General features: G+C 69.7%; 12 protein-coding genes and 2 pseudogenes. 4 read left to right on the forward strand and 10 right to left on the reverse strand.

The features are described 5' to 3' along the window. Positions 1 to 9: 9 nt before the first annotated feature. Positions 10 to 1,161, reverse strand: a complete 1,152-nt coding sequence (locus tag IE107_RS25775) for a citrate synthase/methylcitrate synthase (RefSeq protein ID WP_189546723.1) — start codon at positions 1,159 to 1,161, stop codon at positions 10 to 12. Positions 1,162 to 1,282: 121 nt separating this feature from the next. Between IE107_RS25775 and IE107_RS25780 the strand changes: the two genes are divergently transcribed. The 3 genes and pseudogenes from IE107_RS25780 to IE107_RS25790 all read left to right on the forward strand — a co-directional run bounded on the left by IE107_RS25780 (position 1,283) and on the right by IE107_RS25790 (position 5,108). Next, positions 1,283 to 2,578 (forward strand): citrate synthase, encoded by a 1,296-nt coding sequence (locus IE107_RS25780; protein ID WP_189546724.1) that lies wholly within the window; start codon positions 1,283 to 1,285, stop codon positions 2,576 to 2,578. Positions 2,579 to 2,777: 199 nt separating this feature from the next. Then, positions 2,778 to 4,430, forward strand: a pseudogene (locus tag IE107_RS25785) (ATP-binding protein). Next, positions 4,427 to 5,108 (forward strand): annotated as a pseudogene (locus IE107_RS25790) (response regulator). The pseudogenes IE107_RS25785 and IE107_RS25790 overlap by 4 nt, the downstream one beginning before the upstream one ends. 33 nt (positions 5,109 to 5,141) lie before the next feature. Here IE107_RS25790 and IE107_RS25795 read toward each other — a convergent pair. The 6 genes from IE107_RS25795 to IE107_RS25820 form a co-directional block, all read right to left on the reverse strand. Next, positions 5,142 to 6,734 (reverse strand): monocarboxylic acid transporter, encoded by a 1,593-nt coding sequence (locus IE107_RS25795; RefSeq protein WP_229867248.1) that lies wholly within the window; start codon positions 6,732 to 6,734, stop codon positions 5,142 to 5,144. Beyond that, entirely contained in the window at positions 6,731 to 7,174 is a 444-nt protein-coding gene (locus IE107_RS25800; protein ID WP_189546799.1) for a DUF485 domain-containing protein, read from the reverse strand. The genes IE107_RS25795 and IE107_RS25800 overlap by 4 nt, the downstream gene beginning before the upstream one ends. A gap of 131 nt (positions 7,175 to 7,305) precedes the next feature. Next, positions 7,306 to 7,980, reverse strand: coding sequence for a response regulator transcription factor (locus tag IE107_RS25805; protein ID WP_189546726.1), 675 nt, complete (start codon positions 7,978 to 7,980; stop codon positions 7,306 to 7,308). After that, a complete protein-coding gene (locus tag IE107_RS25810; protein ID WP_189546727.1) occupies positions 7,977 to 9,140 on the reverse strand; it encodes a sensor histidine kinase in 1,164 nt (387 codons plus the stop codon). The genes IE107_RS25805 and IE107_RS25810 overlap by 4 nt, the downstream gene beginning before the upstream one ends. Continuing rightward, positions 9,137 to 9,655 (reverse strand): DUF1453 domain-containing protein, encoded by a 519-nt coding sequence (locus IE107_RS25815; protein WP_189546728.1) that lies wholly within the window; start codon positions 9,653 to 9,655, stop codon positions 9,137 to 9,139. Before IE107_RS25815 ends, IE107_RS25810 begins: the two co-directional genes overlap by 4 nt. Positions 9,656 to 9,782: 127 nt before the next feature. Continuing rightward, positions 9,783 to 11,903 (reverse strand): DNA gyrase/topoisomerase IV subunit B, encoded by a 2,121-nt coding sequence (locus IE107_RS25820; RefSeq protein WP_189546729.1) that lies wholly within the window; start codon positions 11,901 to 11,903, stop codon positions 9,783 to 9,785. A 435-nt stretch (positions 11,904 to 12,338) separates the two neighbouring features. Here IE107_RS25820 and IE107_RS25825 point away from each other — a divergent pair, with 435 nt between their 5' ends. Beyond that, entirely contained in the window at positions 12,339 to 12,572 is a 234-nt protein-coding gene (locus IE107_RS25825) for a DUF7455 domain-containing protein (protein ID WP_189546730.1), read from the forward strand. A 98-nt stretch (positions 12,573 to 12,670) separates the two neighbouring features. Here the strand turns inward: IE107_RS25825 and IE107_RS25830 are convergent, their stop codons facing one another. From IE107_RS25830 to IE107_RS25840, 3 genes are all read right to left on the reverse strand, one after another. Continuing rightward, positions 12,671 to 13,501, reverse strand: a complete 831-nt coding sequence (locus tag IE107_RS25830; RefSeq protein ID WP_189546731.1) for a S1 family peptidase — start codon at positions 13,499 to 13,501, stop codon at positions 12,671 to 12,673. Between the two features lie 133 nt (positions 13,502 to 13,634). Then, positions 13,635 to 15,182, reverse strand: coding sequence for an RNA polymerase sigma factor (locus tag IE107_RS25835; protein WP_189546732.1), 1,548 nt, complete (start codon positions 15,180 to 15,182; stop codon positions 13,635 to 13,637). A gap of 323 nt (positions 15,183 to 15,505) precedes the next feature. Then, positions 15,506 to 16,393: a FadR/GntR family transcriptional regulator gene (locus IE107_RS25840; protein ID WP_189546733.1), complete on the reverse strand. Its 888-nt coding sequence runs from the start codon at positions 16,391 to 16,393 to the stop codon at positions 15,506 to 15,508. Positions 16,394 to 16,406: the final 13 nt, after the last annotated feature.

Genomic DNA, 16,406 nt, shown 5'->3' on the forward strand with positions numbered 1-16,406 from the left:
TCGGGGACCTCAGGGCATGGGGACCGGCTGCGGCGGGGGCGTACCGACGTAGCGTGCCGCCGGGCGGATGATCTTCGAGTCCTCCGCCTGCTCCAGGATATTGGCGCTCCAGCCGACCACTCTCGCCGCGCAGAACGTCGGCGTGAACATCTCGCGCGGCAGCCCGCACAGCTCCATGACGACTCCGGCGTAGAACTCCACATTGGTGTGCAGCTCCCGGCCCGGCTTGAGTTCGGCGAGGATCGCCTCGACCTGGCGCTCGACCTCGACGGCGAAGTCGACGAGCGGGCCGCCGAAGCCCTGTGCGATGTCCCGCAGCATCCGTGAGCGGGGGTCCTCGGTGCGGTAGACGGGGTGCCCGAATCCCATGATCCGCCCGCCCGCGAGCACTCGTTCGCGGATCCAGCCGTCGATGCGGTCGGGGGTACCGATGGCGTCCAGGGTGTCGAGTGCCCGGCTGGGCGCTCCGCCGTGCAGCGGTCCGGAGAGCGCGCCGATGGCCGCCACCAGGCAGGCCGCCACGTCGGCGCCGGTGGAGGCGACGACACGGCCGGTGAACGTCGAGGCGTTGAAACCGTGGTCGATGGTGGAGATCAGGTACTGCTCCACGGCCCTGACGCGTGCGGCGTCCGGCACCGAACCGGTGAGCATGTAGAGGTAGTTGGCCGCATGGGGCAGGTCCTCGCGCGGCTCGACCGGTTCGAGGCCCCGGCCGAGCCGGTGCAGGGCGGTGAGCACGGTCGGGACGGCGGCGCAGGCGGCCAGCGCGTCGGCACGGCGCCGGTCGGCGTCGATGTCGTACACCGGCCGGAAGCCGGCCGAGGCGCCGAGGAGCGAGAGGGCGGTACGCAGGCCGGCCAGGGGGCCGGAGACGGCTCCCGCCCGCGCTATGGCGGGCAGCGCCTCGCGCACCTCGGCGGGCACTCGGCGCAGAGCGGCGGTACGGGCGGCGAATTCGGCGCCGGCCGCGGCGTCGGGCAGCGTGCCCTCGGACATCAGGTACCAGACGTCCTCGAAGCTGCGGGTCCGCGCCAGCTCGATCGCCGAGTACTGCCGGTAGTGGTAGAAGCCCTCGCGTCCTCGGACGTCGCCGAGGGCCGTGTCGGTGACGACGACACCTGCGAGGCCTCGGGGTACGTCGAGCGGGCTTCCGCTGTTCATGGTCGGCATCTCTTCCTCCGTGAGCGTCCCGGCGGGTCTCATCAATATTGATTTCGACCCTCTATGATTGACTCGAATCCTGTCAACATTGATTGAAATCAATATGGATACGGTTGGCGGCATGAAGGATCAAGCAGCGCCCGGCGACGGTCCGGAAGCGACGACTCCGCAGCGGCTCAGCACCCGGGAGGCGGCCGAGCGTCTCGGGGTGAAGCCCGAGACGCTGTACGCGTACGTCAGCCGGGGCCAGCTGAGCAGCAGGCGCGCTCCGGGCGGACGCGGGAGCACGTTCGACGCCGCGGAGATCGACGCGCTGGCCCGGCGCACGGGCCGCAGGGCCCCCTCGCCCGCCACCGGTGATCCGGTCTTCCGTACCGACATCACGCTGATCGAGAGCGACCGCTACTACTTCCGTGGTGTCGATGCGACCGAGCTGGCCCGGCAGTACACCTACGAGGAGGTCGCCGAGTGGCTCTGGACCGGCGAGCTGCGGCCCGGCATCCGCTTCACGGCACCCGTCGAGGCACTGGCCGCGGCGCACCGGGCGGTCGACGCGCTGCCCGCGCACAGCGGCTCGACGGACCGGCTGCGCGTGGCGGTGGTCGCCGCGGCGACCACGGATCCGCTCCGTTTCGACCTCTCGCGCGAGGCTGTGCTCGCCGCTGCGCGGAGCCTCGTTCCGACCCTGGTCGGTGCACTGCCCGTGGCGGCGGGCGCACCGCCGGCGGCCGGGGGACCGCCGGAAGCGAACGGCGCCCGACTGGCCCGGCAGTTGTGGCCGAAGCTCACCGCCCGGCCGGTCGACGAGCCCTCGGTGGCCGCGCTGGACGCCGCACTCGCCCTGCTGATCGACCACGACCTCGCGGCATCGACACTGGCTGCCCGGGTCGCCGCGTCCGCCCACGCCCATCCGTACGCGGTGGTCTCCGCGGGACTCGGCGTCCTGGAGGGTCCCCTGCACGGGGCTGCGAGCGGGCTGGCGCACCGGATGCTGGCCGAGGTCCTGGAGCGGGGCTCCGCGGCTCCGGTGGTCGCGGACCATCTCCGCACCGGACGCCGGGTGCCCGGACTCGGCCACCGTCTGTACAGCTCCGAGGATCCGCGGGCGCGGGCGCTGTTCGCCCTGCTCGACCGGATGCCGCACGCGGCCGCAGCGCTCGCCGCGGCGCGCGACGTGGTCGCGACGACGGCCCGGCACGCTCCGCTGCACGCCAATGTCGACCTGGCGCTCGCTGTGCTCTCGGTCTCCTGCGGCATGCCCGCGGAGGCCGGTGAGACGGTGTTCGCCGTGTCCCGCACGGCCGGCTGGATCGCCCATGCCCTTGAGGAGTACGGGGAGCGGCCCCTGCGGATGCGGCCCAGCGGCCAGTACGGCGGTCCTCGTCCGCCTCAGCCGCTGCCCATCGCCACGAAGTGAACCGTCGTACCGCACGGTCGGGGCCGGGCACCGCCCGCCTTGACCGGCCGGACCCGCCCCAGCACCGGCTGAGCGAGGGGCATTTCGGAAAGCACCGGAATGCCCCTTACCGTTCATACGATTGGTGCCCCCACCACCCACTGCCAGGAGAGCACGTCGCCCCGTCTGGCCCCAGCGGGTCTTCTCCCAGGTACTGCTGATGCAACTGGCCATCGCGACCGGCGTCACCGTGCTCGCCACCGGCCTCTTCCTGGCGCCCCTCAGCGCCCAGCTCGACGACCAGGCGATGCGCCGTGCCCTGGCCATCGCGCAGAGCACGGCGGCCCGGCCCCGGCTCGCCGAGGAGCTGCTCGCCACGGCCTCGTCCCCCACCGGCCCTGTGCAGTCCGCGGCCGAACGGGTCAGACGTGCCACCGGCGCCGAGTACGTCGTCGTCATGGACCGGCGCGGGGTGCGCTGGTCGCACCCCGACGCCGAGGAGATCGGCAAGGTCGTCTCCACCGACCCGTGCGACGCGCTCGCGGGCCGGAACGTCATGGAGATCGACAGCGGGACGCTCGGCCGCTCGGCCCGCGGGAAGGTGCCGCTGCGCGACGACACGCAGCACATCGTGGGCGCCGTCTCCGTCGGCATCGCGTACAACAGTGTGCGCGCCCTGCTCCTCGCCGCGATTCCCGGGCTGTTCGCCTACGCCGGCAGTGCGCTCGCCGTCGGGGCGCTGGCCGCCTGTTTGATCTCCCGACGCCTCCAGCGACGGACTCACGATCTCGCGTTCTCCGACATCTCCGCGCTGCTGACGGAGCGCGGAGGCGATGCTGCACGGCATCAGGGAGGGCGTCGTCGCGCTCGACCGGACCGGCAGGATACGGCTGCTGAACGACGAGGCTCAGCGGCTGCTCGGTCTCGGCCCGGACGCCGCGGGCCACCCGCTGGACACCGTGCTCGGCGCGGGACGGACGGCCGATGTGCTGGCAGGGCGGGTGCTCGGCGACGATCTGCTGACGGTGCAGGGCACCCGGGTCCTGCTCGCCAACCGGATGCCGACCGACGACGGCGGTGCCGTCGCCACCCTCCGCGACCGCACCGAACTCGAACGGCTCGGCCGCGAGCTCGACTCGACGCGCGGCCTGATCGACGCGCTGCGGGCCCAGGACCACGAGCACGCCAACCGGATGCACACCCTCCTGGGGCTGCTGGAACTGGACATGCATGAGGACGCCATGGAGTACGTCACCGAGATCGTGGGCGTCCAGCGGGCGACCGCCGAGCAGGTCACCGAGAAGGTGCACGATCCGCTGCTGGCCGCGCTCCTGGTCGGCAAGGCGACCGTGGCTGCGGAGCGCGGTGTCGCGCTGCGCATCGCCCCGAGGACGCTGCTCCCGGACCGGCTGGTGGACCCTCGCGGGCTGGTCACGGTGGTCGGCAACCTCGTGGACAACGCGCTGGACGCGGCTGCCGGGGCCGACGGTGCCCTGGTCGAGGGGGCCTGTGCGCCGAGGGCCGTACGGTGGTGCTGCGGGTCCGCGGCAGCGGGCCCGGCGTTCCGACCGGGCACCGTGAGTCGATCTTCACGGAGGGCTGGTCGACGAAGGAGATCCCGGCGCACGGCAAGCGCGGCCTGGGACTCGCCCTGGTGCGACGGCTCGTGGAACGGCAGGGCGGCGGCGTCACCGTCGACGGGGCCGCGGACGGCGGCGCCGAGTTCACCGTCGTACTGCCGGAGGCCCTTGCCGACACGGAACTGACGGAACCGGGCACGACGGAACCGGAAGCGACGGGACCCGAAGCGGCCGAAATGGCCGGACTGCAAATGACCGAATCGGATACCGGCGTCGTGGGAGCAGCTCAGTGATCGAGGTCCTGGTCGTGGACGACGACGTCCGGGTCGCGAGGGTCAACGCGGCCTATGTCTCCAGGGTGCCGGGATTCCGGGTGGCGGCCCAGGCGCACTCCGCCGCCGAGGCCCTCGCCACGATCGGGAGCCGACGCGTGGACCTGGTGCTGCTGGACCACTACATGCCCGACCACAACGGCCTGGTCATGGTGCGTGAACTGCGCAGGCTCGGCCATCAGACCGAGTGATCATGGTGACGGCGGCGCGCGACGTGGCCATCGTGCAGGAGGCCATGCGCCACAGTGCCCTGCAGTATCTGGTGAAGCCGTTCGCGCACGCGGGGCTGCGCACCAAGCTTGAGGCGTACGCGATGCTGCGCCACACACTGGAACGCGGCGGCGAGGCCGAGCAGGTGAGGTGGACCGGCTCTTTGGCGCCCTGTGGGCAGCGGGCGAACCCGATCTGCCCAAGGGGCACTCACCGACCACGGCGGAACTGGTCAGGCAGGCGCTCCGCAGCGCGGACGGGCCGCTCTCCGCGCAGGAGGTCGCGGAGAGCGCCGGCATGAGCAGGCAGACGGCGCAGCACTATCCGAAGCTGCTGGAAAGGACCGGCAGGGTGCGGCTGACGCCGCGGTACGGCGAGACGGGCCGCCCGGAACACCGCTACACCTGGTCCACCGGCGGGCAGACCTGACCGGCCCTGTCCGTACAGTGCGGAGGCACCGGACTACACCGCACCCGCCCCGGTCAGCGCGCGGACCTCGGTCTCCGCGTGTTTGGCCTCGTCCGGCGGATCGGTGGAGGTGACCGTTCCGGCCCAGCCGGCCAGGAAGCCCAGGGGAATGGAGACCAGGCCGGGGTTCTCCAGCGGGAAGAGCTGGAAGTCGGCACCCGGGAAGAGCGAGTCGGGGCTGCCGGAGACGACCGGGGAGAGAAGCACCAGCAGCACGGCGGGAATCAGCCCGCCGTAGACGGACCAGACCGCTCCCCGGGTGGTGAAGTTCCGCCAGAACAGGGAGTACAGGAGCACCGGGAGGTTGGCCGAGGCGGCGACGGCGAAGGCCAGTCCCACCAGGAACGCCACGTTCAGGTCCTGGGCGACCAGGCCGAGCCCGATGGCACTCACCCCGATCACCGCCGCGGCGACCCTGGCCACGGCGACCTCGCTGTACTGCTTGGCGCCGGGGCGCCTGAGCGAGGCGTAGAGGTCATGGGCCACGGAGGCGGACGAGGCGAGCGTGATGCCCGCGACGACGGCGAGAATGGTGGCGAAGGCGACTGCGGCGACCACGGCGAACAGGACCGTTCCGCCGGTGGACCCCTCGCCGCCGCCGAGCACCAGGGCCAGCAGCGGAACCGCTGTGTTCCCCGCTGAGTTCGACGCCCGTACCTCGGCCGAGCCGACCAGAGCGGCCGCCCCGAAGCCGAGCGCGATCGTCATCAGGTAGAAGCTGCCGATGAGCCCGATCGACCAGACGACCGAACGGCGGGCCGCGCGGGCGGTTGGCACGGTGTAGAACCGCGACAGGATGTGCGGCAGACCGGCCGTGCCCAGCACCAGGGCCAGCCCCAGGCTGATGAAGTCGATGCGCGCGGTCCACGTACCGCCGTACCGGAGGCCCGGAGCGAGGAACCGGCTTCCGTGGCCGCTCCGTTCGGCGGCGGAGTCGAGCAGGGCGTTGAAGTCGCCGTGGAACCGGACCAGGACGAGAACGGTGAGCACGACCGCTCCCGCCATCAGCACAACGGCCTTGACGATCTGGATCCAGGTGGTGGCACGCATCCCGCCGAGCGACACATAGATCACCATGAGCGCCCCGACACCGATGACGGTCCAGGAGCGCGCGGCGCCGCTCGTACCGCCGAGAAGCAGAGCGACCAGGCTGCCCGCACCCACCATCTGTGCCACCAGGTAGAGCACGGAGACGGTGACGGACGAGGTGCCCGCGGCGATCCGGACCGGGCGCTCGGCCATCCTCGCCGCCACCACATCGGCGAGCGTGAACCGGCCGCAGTTGCGCACCAGTTCGGCGACGAGCAGCAGGACGACGAGCCAGGCGACGAGGAAGCCGACCGAATAGAGCATGCCGTCGTAGCCGAAGAGGGCGATCAGACCGGAAATACCGAGGAACGACGCGGCGGACATGTAGTCGCCCGCGATGGCGAAACCGTTCTCCATCGGGGAGAACAGCCGGCCGCCCGCGTAGAACTCCTCTGCCGAACCACGGCGGTTGCGGCTCACCCAGGTGGTGATGGCCAGCGTGACTGCGATGAAGGCGCTGAACAGCAGGAGCGCCAGCGTCTCGTGGTTCCCGTTCAACGCCCGGCCCCCCGCGTCATCTCCTGTGTCTGCCACCGCAGATCGAGTGCGGCCCGGTCTCTGCGCAGCCGTGCGTGACGCGCGTACGCCCCGGTGAGAAGAAAGGCCGTGAGGAACTGGCCGAGCCCCGCGACCATCGCGACATTGACCACGCCTGCCAACGGACGGGCCATCAGTCCGGGCGCGGTGACTGCTGCGACGACATAGACGAGGTACCAGACGAGGAAGCCGATGGTGGCGGGGACGACGAACCGCCGGTACCGGCGGCGCACTTCCTGGAACGCCTCGCTGCGCTGCACCTCCATATAGATGTCGGCCGCGCTGTGGCCGCGCCGCGGGTTCACGGGCCCCGGTGGTCCGGTGGGAGCGAAACTCCCCGTACCGTCCGGCTCGCCCCGTCCGGAGGCCGGCTCGTCGTACCACGGGTCGTCGTGTCGCATCGCTGCGGCCTCACGCCCTGCTTCCTTCTCCACGGAACAACTCCCCTTGTCCACGGACCACTTCGGCCGTGTACCCAAGAATGGGCAGATCTGGAAGATCCCGGGCAGTTCATTCGCCGGTCTTCACCTCTTCAGGTGACGGCCGATCCGGGCGGCTGTGCGAGGCCCCGAACGTACGCATAGCGAACGGCCTGTGCCCGGTCACGCACCCCGGTTTTGGCGAAGAGATTGTTGATATGGCTCTTCACGGTGGCCTGCGAAATGTGCAGTCTGCGGGCGATCTCCGTATTGGACAGACCCTCCGCGATCAGCACCAGCACTTCCAGCTCACGTGGCGTCAGGCTGTCGGGCAGCTGCGGCCCGGACGCCGGGGAAGGCGGCGGGTCCATGGTCACGCGCTCCAGCAGACGGCGCTGCACGCTCGGCGAGAGACCCGCCTCGCCGGACAGCACGGCCTGGACGGCCCGCACGATCTCTTCGCCCCCGGCGTCCTTGGTGAGGTAGCCGCGGGCCCCGGCCTGCAGCGCGGGGAAGAGGGACTCGTCGTCCGCGAACGTCGTGAGCACCACCACCTGGGTCCCCGGATGGTCCTTGCGGATGCGCCGTGTCGCCTCCACCCCGTCGCACCGGGGCATCCGCAGATCCATCAGCACGACATCGGGGGCCAGTTCGGCCACGAGCGCCACCGCCTCCTCGCCGTCCTTCGCCGATCCGACCACCTCGATTCCGGGCAGCAGCCCCAGCAGCATCACGATCCCCTCACGCACCACCGACTGGTCATCGGCGACCACCACCCGCGCGTTCACGCGGGCACCCGCAGACTCACCACGAAACCCTCCTCGCCGGGGCCGGCCTCCAGCATCCCGCCCATCAGCTCGGCCCGCTCCCTCATCCCCAGCAGACCGTATCCGGAGCCACTGGCGGACAGCACTCCCTCTGGTCTGCGTCCCCCCGAATCCCTGACCTCCAGGGCGACTTCGTCCGGCAGATACTCCAGCCGCACCAGGACCCTGGCCCCCGGTGCGTGCTTGCGCACATTGGTCAGGGCCTCCTGCGCCACCCTCCGGACCGTCTGCGACGCCTCGGCGGTCAGCGTCCGCCGCTCCCCCGCCACACGGACCTGTGCCGGCTCCGCAGCCATCAGCTGCCGCAGGAAGTCCTCCACCGGAGAGACCTCGCCCCGGAGCGCCGAAAGAGCCTGGCGGGTCTCCGCGAGCCCCTCACGCGCCATGGACCGCGCGGCCACGACCCGCTCCAGCACCTGGTCCCGGAACTCCCCCGCGGGCTCCCGCTCGATCAGGAGCCGTGCCGCCTCCAGATGCACCATCTGCGCGGAGAGACTGTGGGCGAGCACATCGTGGATCTCTCGCGCGATCCTGGCCCGCTCGTCCAGCGCGGCCGTCTCGGCCTCCGCCGCACGGGCCGCCCGCTCCTGCGCGAGGAGCCGCTGAGCGCTGCCCCGCGCCTCGGCATCCAGCCGGATCACGTAGCCCGCCAGCGAGAGTCCCGCTGTGGACATGGCGGTGGAGAGCAAGCCGTCGGTGTTGACGGCGGCGTAAGCACCGAGTGCGACGGCCGTGGCCGGGAGGCCCGCCGTGAGTGGCAACCGCTCCAGCGCGGCGACCGCGCAGCCGCACCACAGGATCACCGCGGGCAGATCGGCACCGACCTGTTGCGCCCCGAACGCCGCCAGCATCAGCAGAGCCAGCAGTACGAGCGACGGCCACAGCCGGTGTTCCAGGCTGGTCCGGAAGAACGCCCATGCGGCGAACGCACAGCCCAGTACGCCCACCAGCCCGAGCACGATCTCCCAGGGCCCGAACCGGCCTCCGCTGAATGTGCCCCAGAGCATGGCGGTGAGCAGGGCTGCCCGGACAGACCAGGTGATCACCTTCCGCGGACGCGTGCGGCTGGTCCCCGACAGCGCTCCCCGGGACGGCCAGCTGGTCCAGGTCGTACGCGTCATACGCGCTCCTTCCACACCGGCAGCGACATCATCCCGCCGGCGGAGCCACCGTACGCCGGGTCCATCCGACCGGCCCGCCACGTGAGCACACCGTCACGCGCCGCCAGCGTCACCGCGAGGGCCGACAGCAGGGCAGCACCGCTCTGACCTATGCCCATCAGAGCGGCCGCCCCGTAGAGGGCGGCCCGCAGCACCAGTCCCCCTGCCCAGACGAAGACAGTGGCCCTGGTGCCCTTGCTCCACAGCGAGCCGTCCGCCTCGCGCCACAGCCGGGTGGTCCAGCCCCAGCCTGCGCCCGTCACAAACCCCACCGCCGGCTCCGCACCCAGCACCGCCATGGACAGCGCCGCGTGCCGCGGATCCACGGGTCCGGGCTCGCGCACGGACAGGACGAGCAGGACGCCCGGCAGTACCCACCAGCGTCTGTCGTCCGAAATCTGCCGTGCCGAGCACTGGCGGACGATGACGGCAGTGCTCACTGCGCCGGTCACCAGGACGTCGACGAGCCCTGACATGGCTGCCTCCGATGTGCGGGAAGTTCGAACGCTTCGACGCTACGGAAACGGCCGGGTCGGGGCATCGGCTCAGGGGTGGATCACAGGTGGAGAAGCCGTCTCCACCTGCAGGTGGAGACGGCTTCGCTCAGACGTCGATGCGCGAGCGGTCCAGGGTGGCGGCAGAGCTGGTGATGAACTCCTTGCGCGGCGCCACCTCATTGCCCATCAGCAGATCGAAGACCTGCTCGGACGCTTCCAGGTCGCCGATGTTGATCCTGCGCAGGGTGCGGTGTCGCGGATCCATCGTGGTCTCCGCCAGCTGGTCGGCGTCCATCTCGCCCAGGCCCTTGTAGCGCTGGATCGAGTCCTTGTACCGGATGTTCTTCCGCTGGAGCTCCAGCAGCCGCTGGCGCAGCTCGTTGTCCGAGTACGTGTAGATGTACTTGTCCTGGCCCTTCTTCGGCTGGACCAGCTCGATCCGGTGGAGCGGGGGCACCGCGGCGAAGACCCGGCCCGCCTCGACCATGGGACGCATGTACCGCTGGAAGAGCGTCAGCAGCAGGACGCGGATGTGCGCGCCGTCGACATCGGCGTCCACCAGCAGGACGATCTTTCCGTAGCGAGCGGCGTCGATGTCGAAGGTCCGTCCGGACCCAGCTCCTATGACCTGGATGATCGCGCCGCACTCGGCGTTCTTCAGCATGTCCGAGACGGATGCCTTCTGGACGTTGAGGATCTTGCCCCGGATCGGCAGCAGCGCCTGGAACTCACTGTTCCGGGCCAGCTTCGCCGTACCGAGCGCTGAGTCGCCCTCGACGATGAAGAGTTCACTGCGGTCCACGTCGTCACTGCGGCAGTCGGCGAGTTTCGCGGGCAGCGAGGAGGACTCCAGCGCCGTCTTGCGACGCTGCGCGTCCTTGTGCTGACGGGCCGCGATCCGGGTTCGCGCGGCCGCCACCGCCTTGTCCAGAACCGCCCTGGCCTGGGCCTTCGCGTCACGCTTCGTCGAGGTCAGGAACGCCTTGAGTTCCTTGGCCACGACGTTGGCGACGATGCGGTTGGCCGCCGAGGTGCCGAGCACCTCCTTGGTCTGGCCCTCGAACTGCGGCTCGGCCAGCCGCACGGTGACCACCGCGGTGAGGCCCTCCAGCGCGTCGTCCTTGACGATGTCGTCCTCGGCGACACGGAGCAGCTTGGCGGAGCGCAGTGCCTCGTTGACCGTCTTGGTCACGGAGCGCTCGAAGCCGGTCACGTGCGTGCCGCCCTTGGGGGTGGCGATGATGTTGACGAAGGACTTGAGCGTGGTGTCGTATCCGGTGCCCCAGCGCAGCGCGATGTCGACCGCGAGCTCGCGCGTGACCTCGGTCGCCGTCATGTGACCGCGCTCGTCCAGGACCGGCACGGTCTCCTTGAAGGTGCCCTGCCCGCTCAGGCGCAGGACGTCGCAGACCGCCTTGTCCGGAGCGAGGTACTCGCAGAATTCGCTGATTCCGCCGTCGAAGCGGAAGGTCTCCTCGGTCTTGCCCTCGCCGTCGAGCCCACGCTCGTCACGGACGACGATCGTGAGGCCGGGCACGAGGAAGGCCGTCTGGCGCGCCCGCTGGTGGAGCGTCTCCAGGTTGAGCTTGGCGTCCTTGAGGAAGATCTGCCGGTCGGCCCAGTAACGCACCCTGGTGCCCGTGCGCGTCTTGGGTACCCGCTTGCCCTTGCGCAGGCCGTTGGCCGGGTCGAACGGGCTGTCCGGCCCCTGCTCGGTGAAGAGCCCCGGGACCCCACGCCGGAAGCTGATCGAGTGCGTCGCGCTGCTGCGGTCGACCTCGACGTCGAGCCGGGCGGAGAGGGCGTTGACGACGGAGGCACCCACGCCGTGCAGACCGCCCGACGCGGCGTACGAGCCGCCGCCGAACTTTCCGCCGGCGTGCAGCTTGGTCATCACGACCTCGACACCGGACAGGCCCGTCTTCGGCTCGACGTCGACGGGGATGCCCCGCCCGTTGTCCCGGACCTCCACGGAGTTGTCGTCGTGGAGGACGACCTCGATGTGGTCGCAGTATCCGCCCAGAGCCTCGTCGACGGAGTTGTCGATGATCTCCCAGAGGCAGTGCATGAGGCCGCGGCTGTCGGTGGACCCGATGTACATACCGGGGCGCTTGCGAACCGCTTCGAGCCCCTCGAGTACGAGCAGATGCCGCGCGGTGTAGTTGGAACCGTCTCGGTCTGCTCCGGTCAGCAGCGCAGTGGACGGCACGGACGTATCGGCGGTCACGCGGTTCGCTCCTCGCTGAATTTCATTTGGGGCCCAGTGGGTAACGGGCTCGGCTTCGGTCGCCGCTGAGAGGGTACCGAGGCCTGGTAGAGCGGTTGTAACGCCACCCTTCAACAACCCTCAGAGTAGTCCAGCCTCGCATACACGTTCGATCCCTCGCAGGAGTGACGCGAACATCACGTTCCCTTCCAGGCATGAACCATTTAGGCTCCGGGCACGTCCTCATGAACAAACCGGCAACCCGGCCGGGAGGATCCCACCAAGACAAGCAATGCGAAACCGTAGCGCTACGCAATACGGCACATTCGCCGCCAACCGGCAACAGACAGCCATCTTGAGAAGAAGTTTCAAAGAAAAGCCACGAGCGGGAACGTTTTCGGCCTGGTTGGATGTTGACCCTGGTACGACAGCTCGTCGAGCTAGAGAAGAGGCGACGTGACTACTGTTCTGACCCCCGCGAGCCCGCTGACCGCAGCAGACCGCTGTGACCGTTGCGGCGCCCAGGCATATCTGCGCGTCGTCCTGATCAGCGGCGGTGAGCTGCTCTTCTGCGCCCACCACGGTCGCAAGTTCGAGCCGGAACTCAAGAAGATCGCCGCGGAAATACAGGATGAGACGGACCGGCTCACGGCTGTTCAGGCCCAAGCCGCCGAAGAGGAACAACGCTGACACCTCGCATCCACGACGAGCAGGGGCCGGGTCCCGGACCGGCCGACGGGCGGCTCCCCAGCGGGGGGCCGCCCGTTCTCGTACCTGCGCGGTGATGGTCAGCCGGCTCCCGGCATCCAGCCGATGGCGGCGGAGATCCGCGTGTACACGCCGGGGCTGCCGGCTTTCGCGCAGCCGTCCCCCCAGGAGACCAGTCCGATGAGCCGCCCACGGGCCACCAGCGGCCCGCCGCTGTCGCCCTGACATGCGTCGTACCCTCCCAGCAGTTCGCCCGCGCAGAGCATCGTCGAGGCGTCGTACGTGCCGCTACCGCCGCCCGAGTAGGCCTGCGCGCACGCGGCGTCCGGCAGAACACTCACTTTCGCCGCCCGCAGCGACGACGCGTAGTCGTTGTTGCCCGTCGTGTCGCCCCACCCGTAGACGGCCGCTTCGGTGCCCGGTGCATACCCCGCGTCGCCGGATCCGGCCATCGGGACCACACTCTTCTCCGGGAGCGCTTCGGCGAGGGTGAGCACAGCCAGGTCCCCCGCATTCGTGATGGGGTTGAACCCCGGGTTGGCCCATGCCTCCCGTACCGGAATCTCCTTCCCCCCGGCCCCGAGCAGGGCATCGCGGCCCGTGATGACACGCAGATCGCGCAGGCTGGCGACATCGACACCGAGTGCCGCCCGGCTCAGACAGTGCGCAGCGGTCAGCACCTTCTTCGGCGCCACCGCGACACCGCCGCAGAACTGTCCGGCGCGGGATTCTCCGAACCGGTCACGGCTGGACAGTGCCACAACCCAGGGGCTGTCCTTGACATGTGCGGGCTGACCGCCGATGACAACGCCGCCCTCGGCCGCCCAGGCATGAGAGCCGAGCGGTATCAGGGCTGCGGCGGCAACCAGGGCGAGCGCCCCGGTCACGGCGCGGAAGACGGTACGGGACATGCGCACTCCTGACTCCGTGGTGAACCATTCCCACCCAGAGTCATCCCGCCGGTCGCCGACCGCACGCTTTGATAGGCCGAGGGCCCGGCTCCCCCATGGGGATCCGGGCCCTCGGTCCGTGTGTTCCTGCGACCTAGTCGAGGTAGTCGCGCAGCACCTGAGAACGCGACGGGTGGCGCAGCTTCGACATGGTCTTCGATTCGATCTGACGGATGCGCTCACGCGTCACGCCGTAGACCTTGCCGATCTCGTCCAGGGTCTTCGGCTGGCCGTCGGTGAGGCCGAAGCGCATGGAGACCACGCCCGCCTCACGCTCGGAGAGCGTGTCGAGCACCGAGTGCAGCTGCTCCTGGAGGAGCGTGAAGCTGACCGCGTCGGCCGGGACGACTGCCTCGGAGTCCTCGATCAGGTCACCGAACTCGCTGTCCCCGTCCTCACCCAGCGGGGTGTGAAGGGAGATCGGCTCACGACCGTACTTCTGGACCTCGATGACCTTCTCGGGGGTCATGTCGAGCTCCTTGGCCAGCTCCTCCGGCGTGGGCTCACGGCCCAGGTCCTGGAGCATCTGGCGCTGCACACGCGCGAGCTTGTTGATGACCTCGACCATGTGCACCGGGATACGGATGGTGCGGGCCTGGTCGGCCATGGCGCGAGTGATCGCCTGACGGATCCACCAGGTGGCGTACGTGGAGAACTTGTAGCCCTTGGTGTAGTCGAACTTCTCGACCGCGCGGATCAGACCGAGGTTGCCCTCCTGGATGAGGTCCAGGAAGAGCATGCCGCGGCCGGTGTAGCGCTTGGCCAGCGACACCACGAGACGGAGGTTGGCCTCCAGCAGGTGGTTCTTGGCGCGGCGGCCGTCCTCGGCGATGATCTCCAGCTCGCGCTTGAGCTTCGGAGCGAGCTTGTCGGAGTTCGCCAGCTTGTCCTCGGCGAACAGACCCGCCTCGATCCGCTTGGCGAGCTCGACCTCCTGCTCGGCGTTGAGGAGGGGAACCTTGCCGATCTGCTTCAGGTAGTCCTTGACCGGGTCGGCGGTGGCGCCGGCGACGGCGACCTGCTGGGCAGGTGCGTCGTCCTCGTCGTCGTCGGAGAGGACGAAGCCCTTGTTCTCGCCCTCGACCTCCTCTTCCTCGCCCTTGCCGACCTTTACTTCCTCGACCGCCTCGTCGCCGTCGAGGAGCTCGTCGTCCTGCTTTCCGGACTTCTTCGTTGCTGTCTTCTTTGCCGCCGTCTTCTTCACGGCGGTCTTCTTGGCAGCCGTCTTCTTGGCCGCCGTCTTCTTCGCAGGGCCGGCCGCGGCAGCGTCGCCAGCCACCACGTCCGCGGTCTCTGCCGACGGGGCGGCAGTGGCCGCGACCGTCCTGGTCACGGTTGTCTTGGCCGCGACAGTCTTGGTGGCGGTGCGCTTGACCGGGCTCTTTGCTGCGACGCTCTTGCGGGCACGTTTGGACGGCTCCGCGGCACTGACCATCAGCGTCACACCCTCTTCCTCGAGGATCTGGTTGAGGCTGCGCAGAACATTCTTCCACTGGGTTGGCGGAATCTGGTCAGCCTCGAAGGCCCGACGCACGTCATCGCCGGCGATCTGCCCATCAGCCTTTCCCCGCTCGATGAGCGCCATCACAGACTCGGACTCGGCGATCTCCGGCGGGAGCGTACGGGATGTGCTGGCCGACACGAACAACCTCTCGGAACGATGGAAACGGCTTCCGGCCCGGCCCCGGAAAGGGCTTGAGCCGACGACCGCCGGTCTGGGAATGTACCGACGGCGCGGGTTTCGCCTCAGAACTGCACAGCGCACTCGATGGCTGCTGTATTCCTTCTGCGGCGGTCACCTCTTAAGTCATCGCACTGTTTCGAGGAGTGTTACGCCCAATCCGCGTGGCCCGAGTCACACCTCATTTGCGACGAACGTGACCAACAGCGCAGAACCCTGCAACCGTGCCGCCGGACCGTGTCGGCCCGGCGACACACGGTTCGCACACCGTGGCCGTGCTGCGCTCAGTGCTCGCGGGGCGCGGGCACCACACGCTCCACCTCGGGGTGGACAACGAGCAGTTGACGCATGGCCGTCTCGGCGCCCGCCGCGTCACCGGACGCGAGGGCCTCGACGATCCGGGCGTGGTGGCCCAACGACGCCTCACTGGGGCGGTCACAGCCCGTGACCGGTCCGCCCGAGACCTGCAGGGCCGCGGAAACGATGCCGGAGAGGTGCTCCAGCATGCGGTTGCCGGCCGCTTGGATGAGCAGGGAGTGGAACTCCGCATCGGCCCGGGAGCAGGTGATCGCGTCTCCCTGCCCGACCGCGTGCCCCATGATCTCCACCATGTCGCCGAGGCGCTGCTGGATGTCCTCGCGCCCGTGGCCCGCGGCGAGACGCGCGGCAAGGGGCTCGATCGTCCACCGGAGCTCCCCGAGCTCGCGACGCTGGTCCTCGCGCTGAGGACCGAAGGCGCGCCATTCGATGATGTCGGGATCCAGCAGGTTCCAGTCGCTGACGGGGCGGACCCGGGTACCCACGTTGGGACGGGCGCTGACCAGGCCTTTGGCCTCAAGAACGCGCAGCGATTCGCGTACGACGGTGCGGGAGACCTCGAAGCGCTGACCGATCTCCTCCGGCACGAGAGGACGGTCGGCGCCCAGGTCACCCGAAACGATCATCTGACCCAGCTGCTGAACGAGTTGGCCGTGGAGGCCGCGGCCCCGGCTGGCAGAGCCCCGCCGGCTCACCCGGCCGAGGTCGACATCAGAGCCCTCCCAGGAGCGAAGAGCGGCACGCTCGCCGGCCGGCGCCTCCGCATACGGGTAGCGATCGAGTTCACCCGGGCCGGCGAGGCCGGAATCGGCGGAGCGGGCGGCGGTCATCATGGTGTGCGCAAGGGTACTCACGCATCCTTTGTCG

Source organism: Streptomyces gelaticus (assembly GCF_014649535.1).
Taxonomy (GTDB): domain Bacteria; phylum Actinomycetota; class Actinomycetes; order Streptomycetales; family Streptomycetaceae; genus Streptomyces; species Streptomyces gelaticus.

Excerpts from the sequence above, each read along its gene's own strand:
- IE107_RS25775 (WP_189546723.1), bottom strand. The coding sequence starts at position 1,161 with ATGAACAGCGGAAGCCCGCTCGACGTACCCCGAGGCCTCGCAGGTGTC.
- IE107_RS25780 (WP_189546724.1), top strand. The coding sequence starts at position 1,283 with ATGAAGGATCAAGCAGCGCCCGGCGACGGTCCGGAAGCGACGACTCCG.
- IE107_RS25800 (WP_189546799.1), bottom strand. The coding sequence starts at position 7,174 with ATGCGACACGACGACCCGTGGTACGACGAGCCGGCCTCCGGACGGGGC.
- IE107_RS25810 (WP_189546727.1), bottom strand. The coding sequence starts at position 9,140 with ATGACGCGTACGACCTGGACCAGCTGGCCGTCCCGGGGAGCGCTGTCG.
- IE107_RS25815 (WP_189546728.1), bottom strand. The coding sequence starts at position 9,655 with ATGTCAGGGCTCGTCGACGTCCTGGTGACCGGCGCAGTGAGCACTGCC.
- IE107_RS25830 (WP_189546731.1), bottom strand. The coding sequence starts at position 13,501 with ATGTCCCGTACCGTCTTCCGCGCCGTGACCGGGGCGCTCGCCCTGGTT.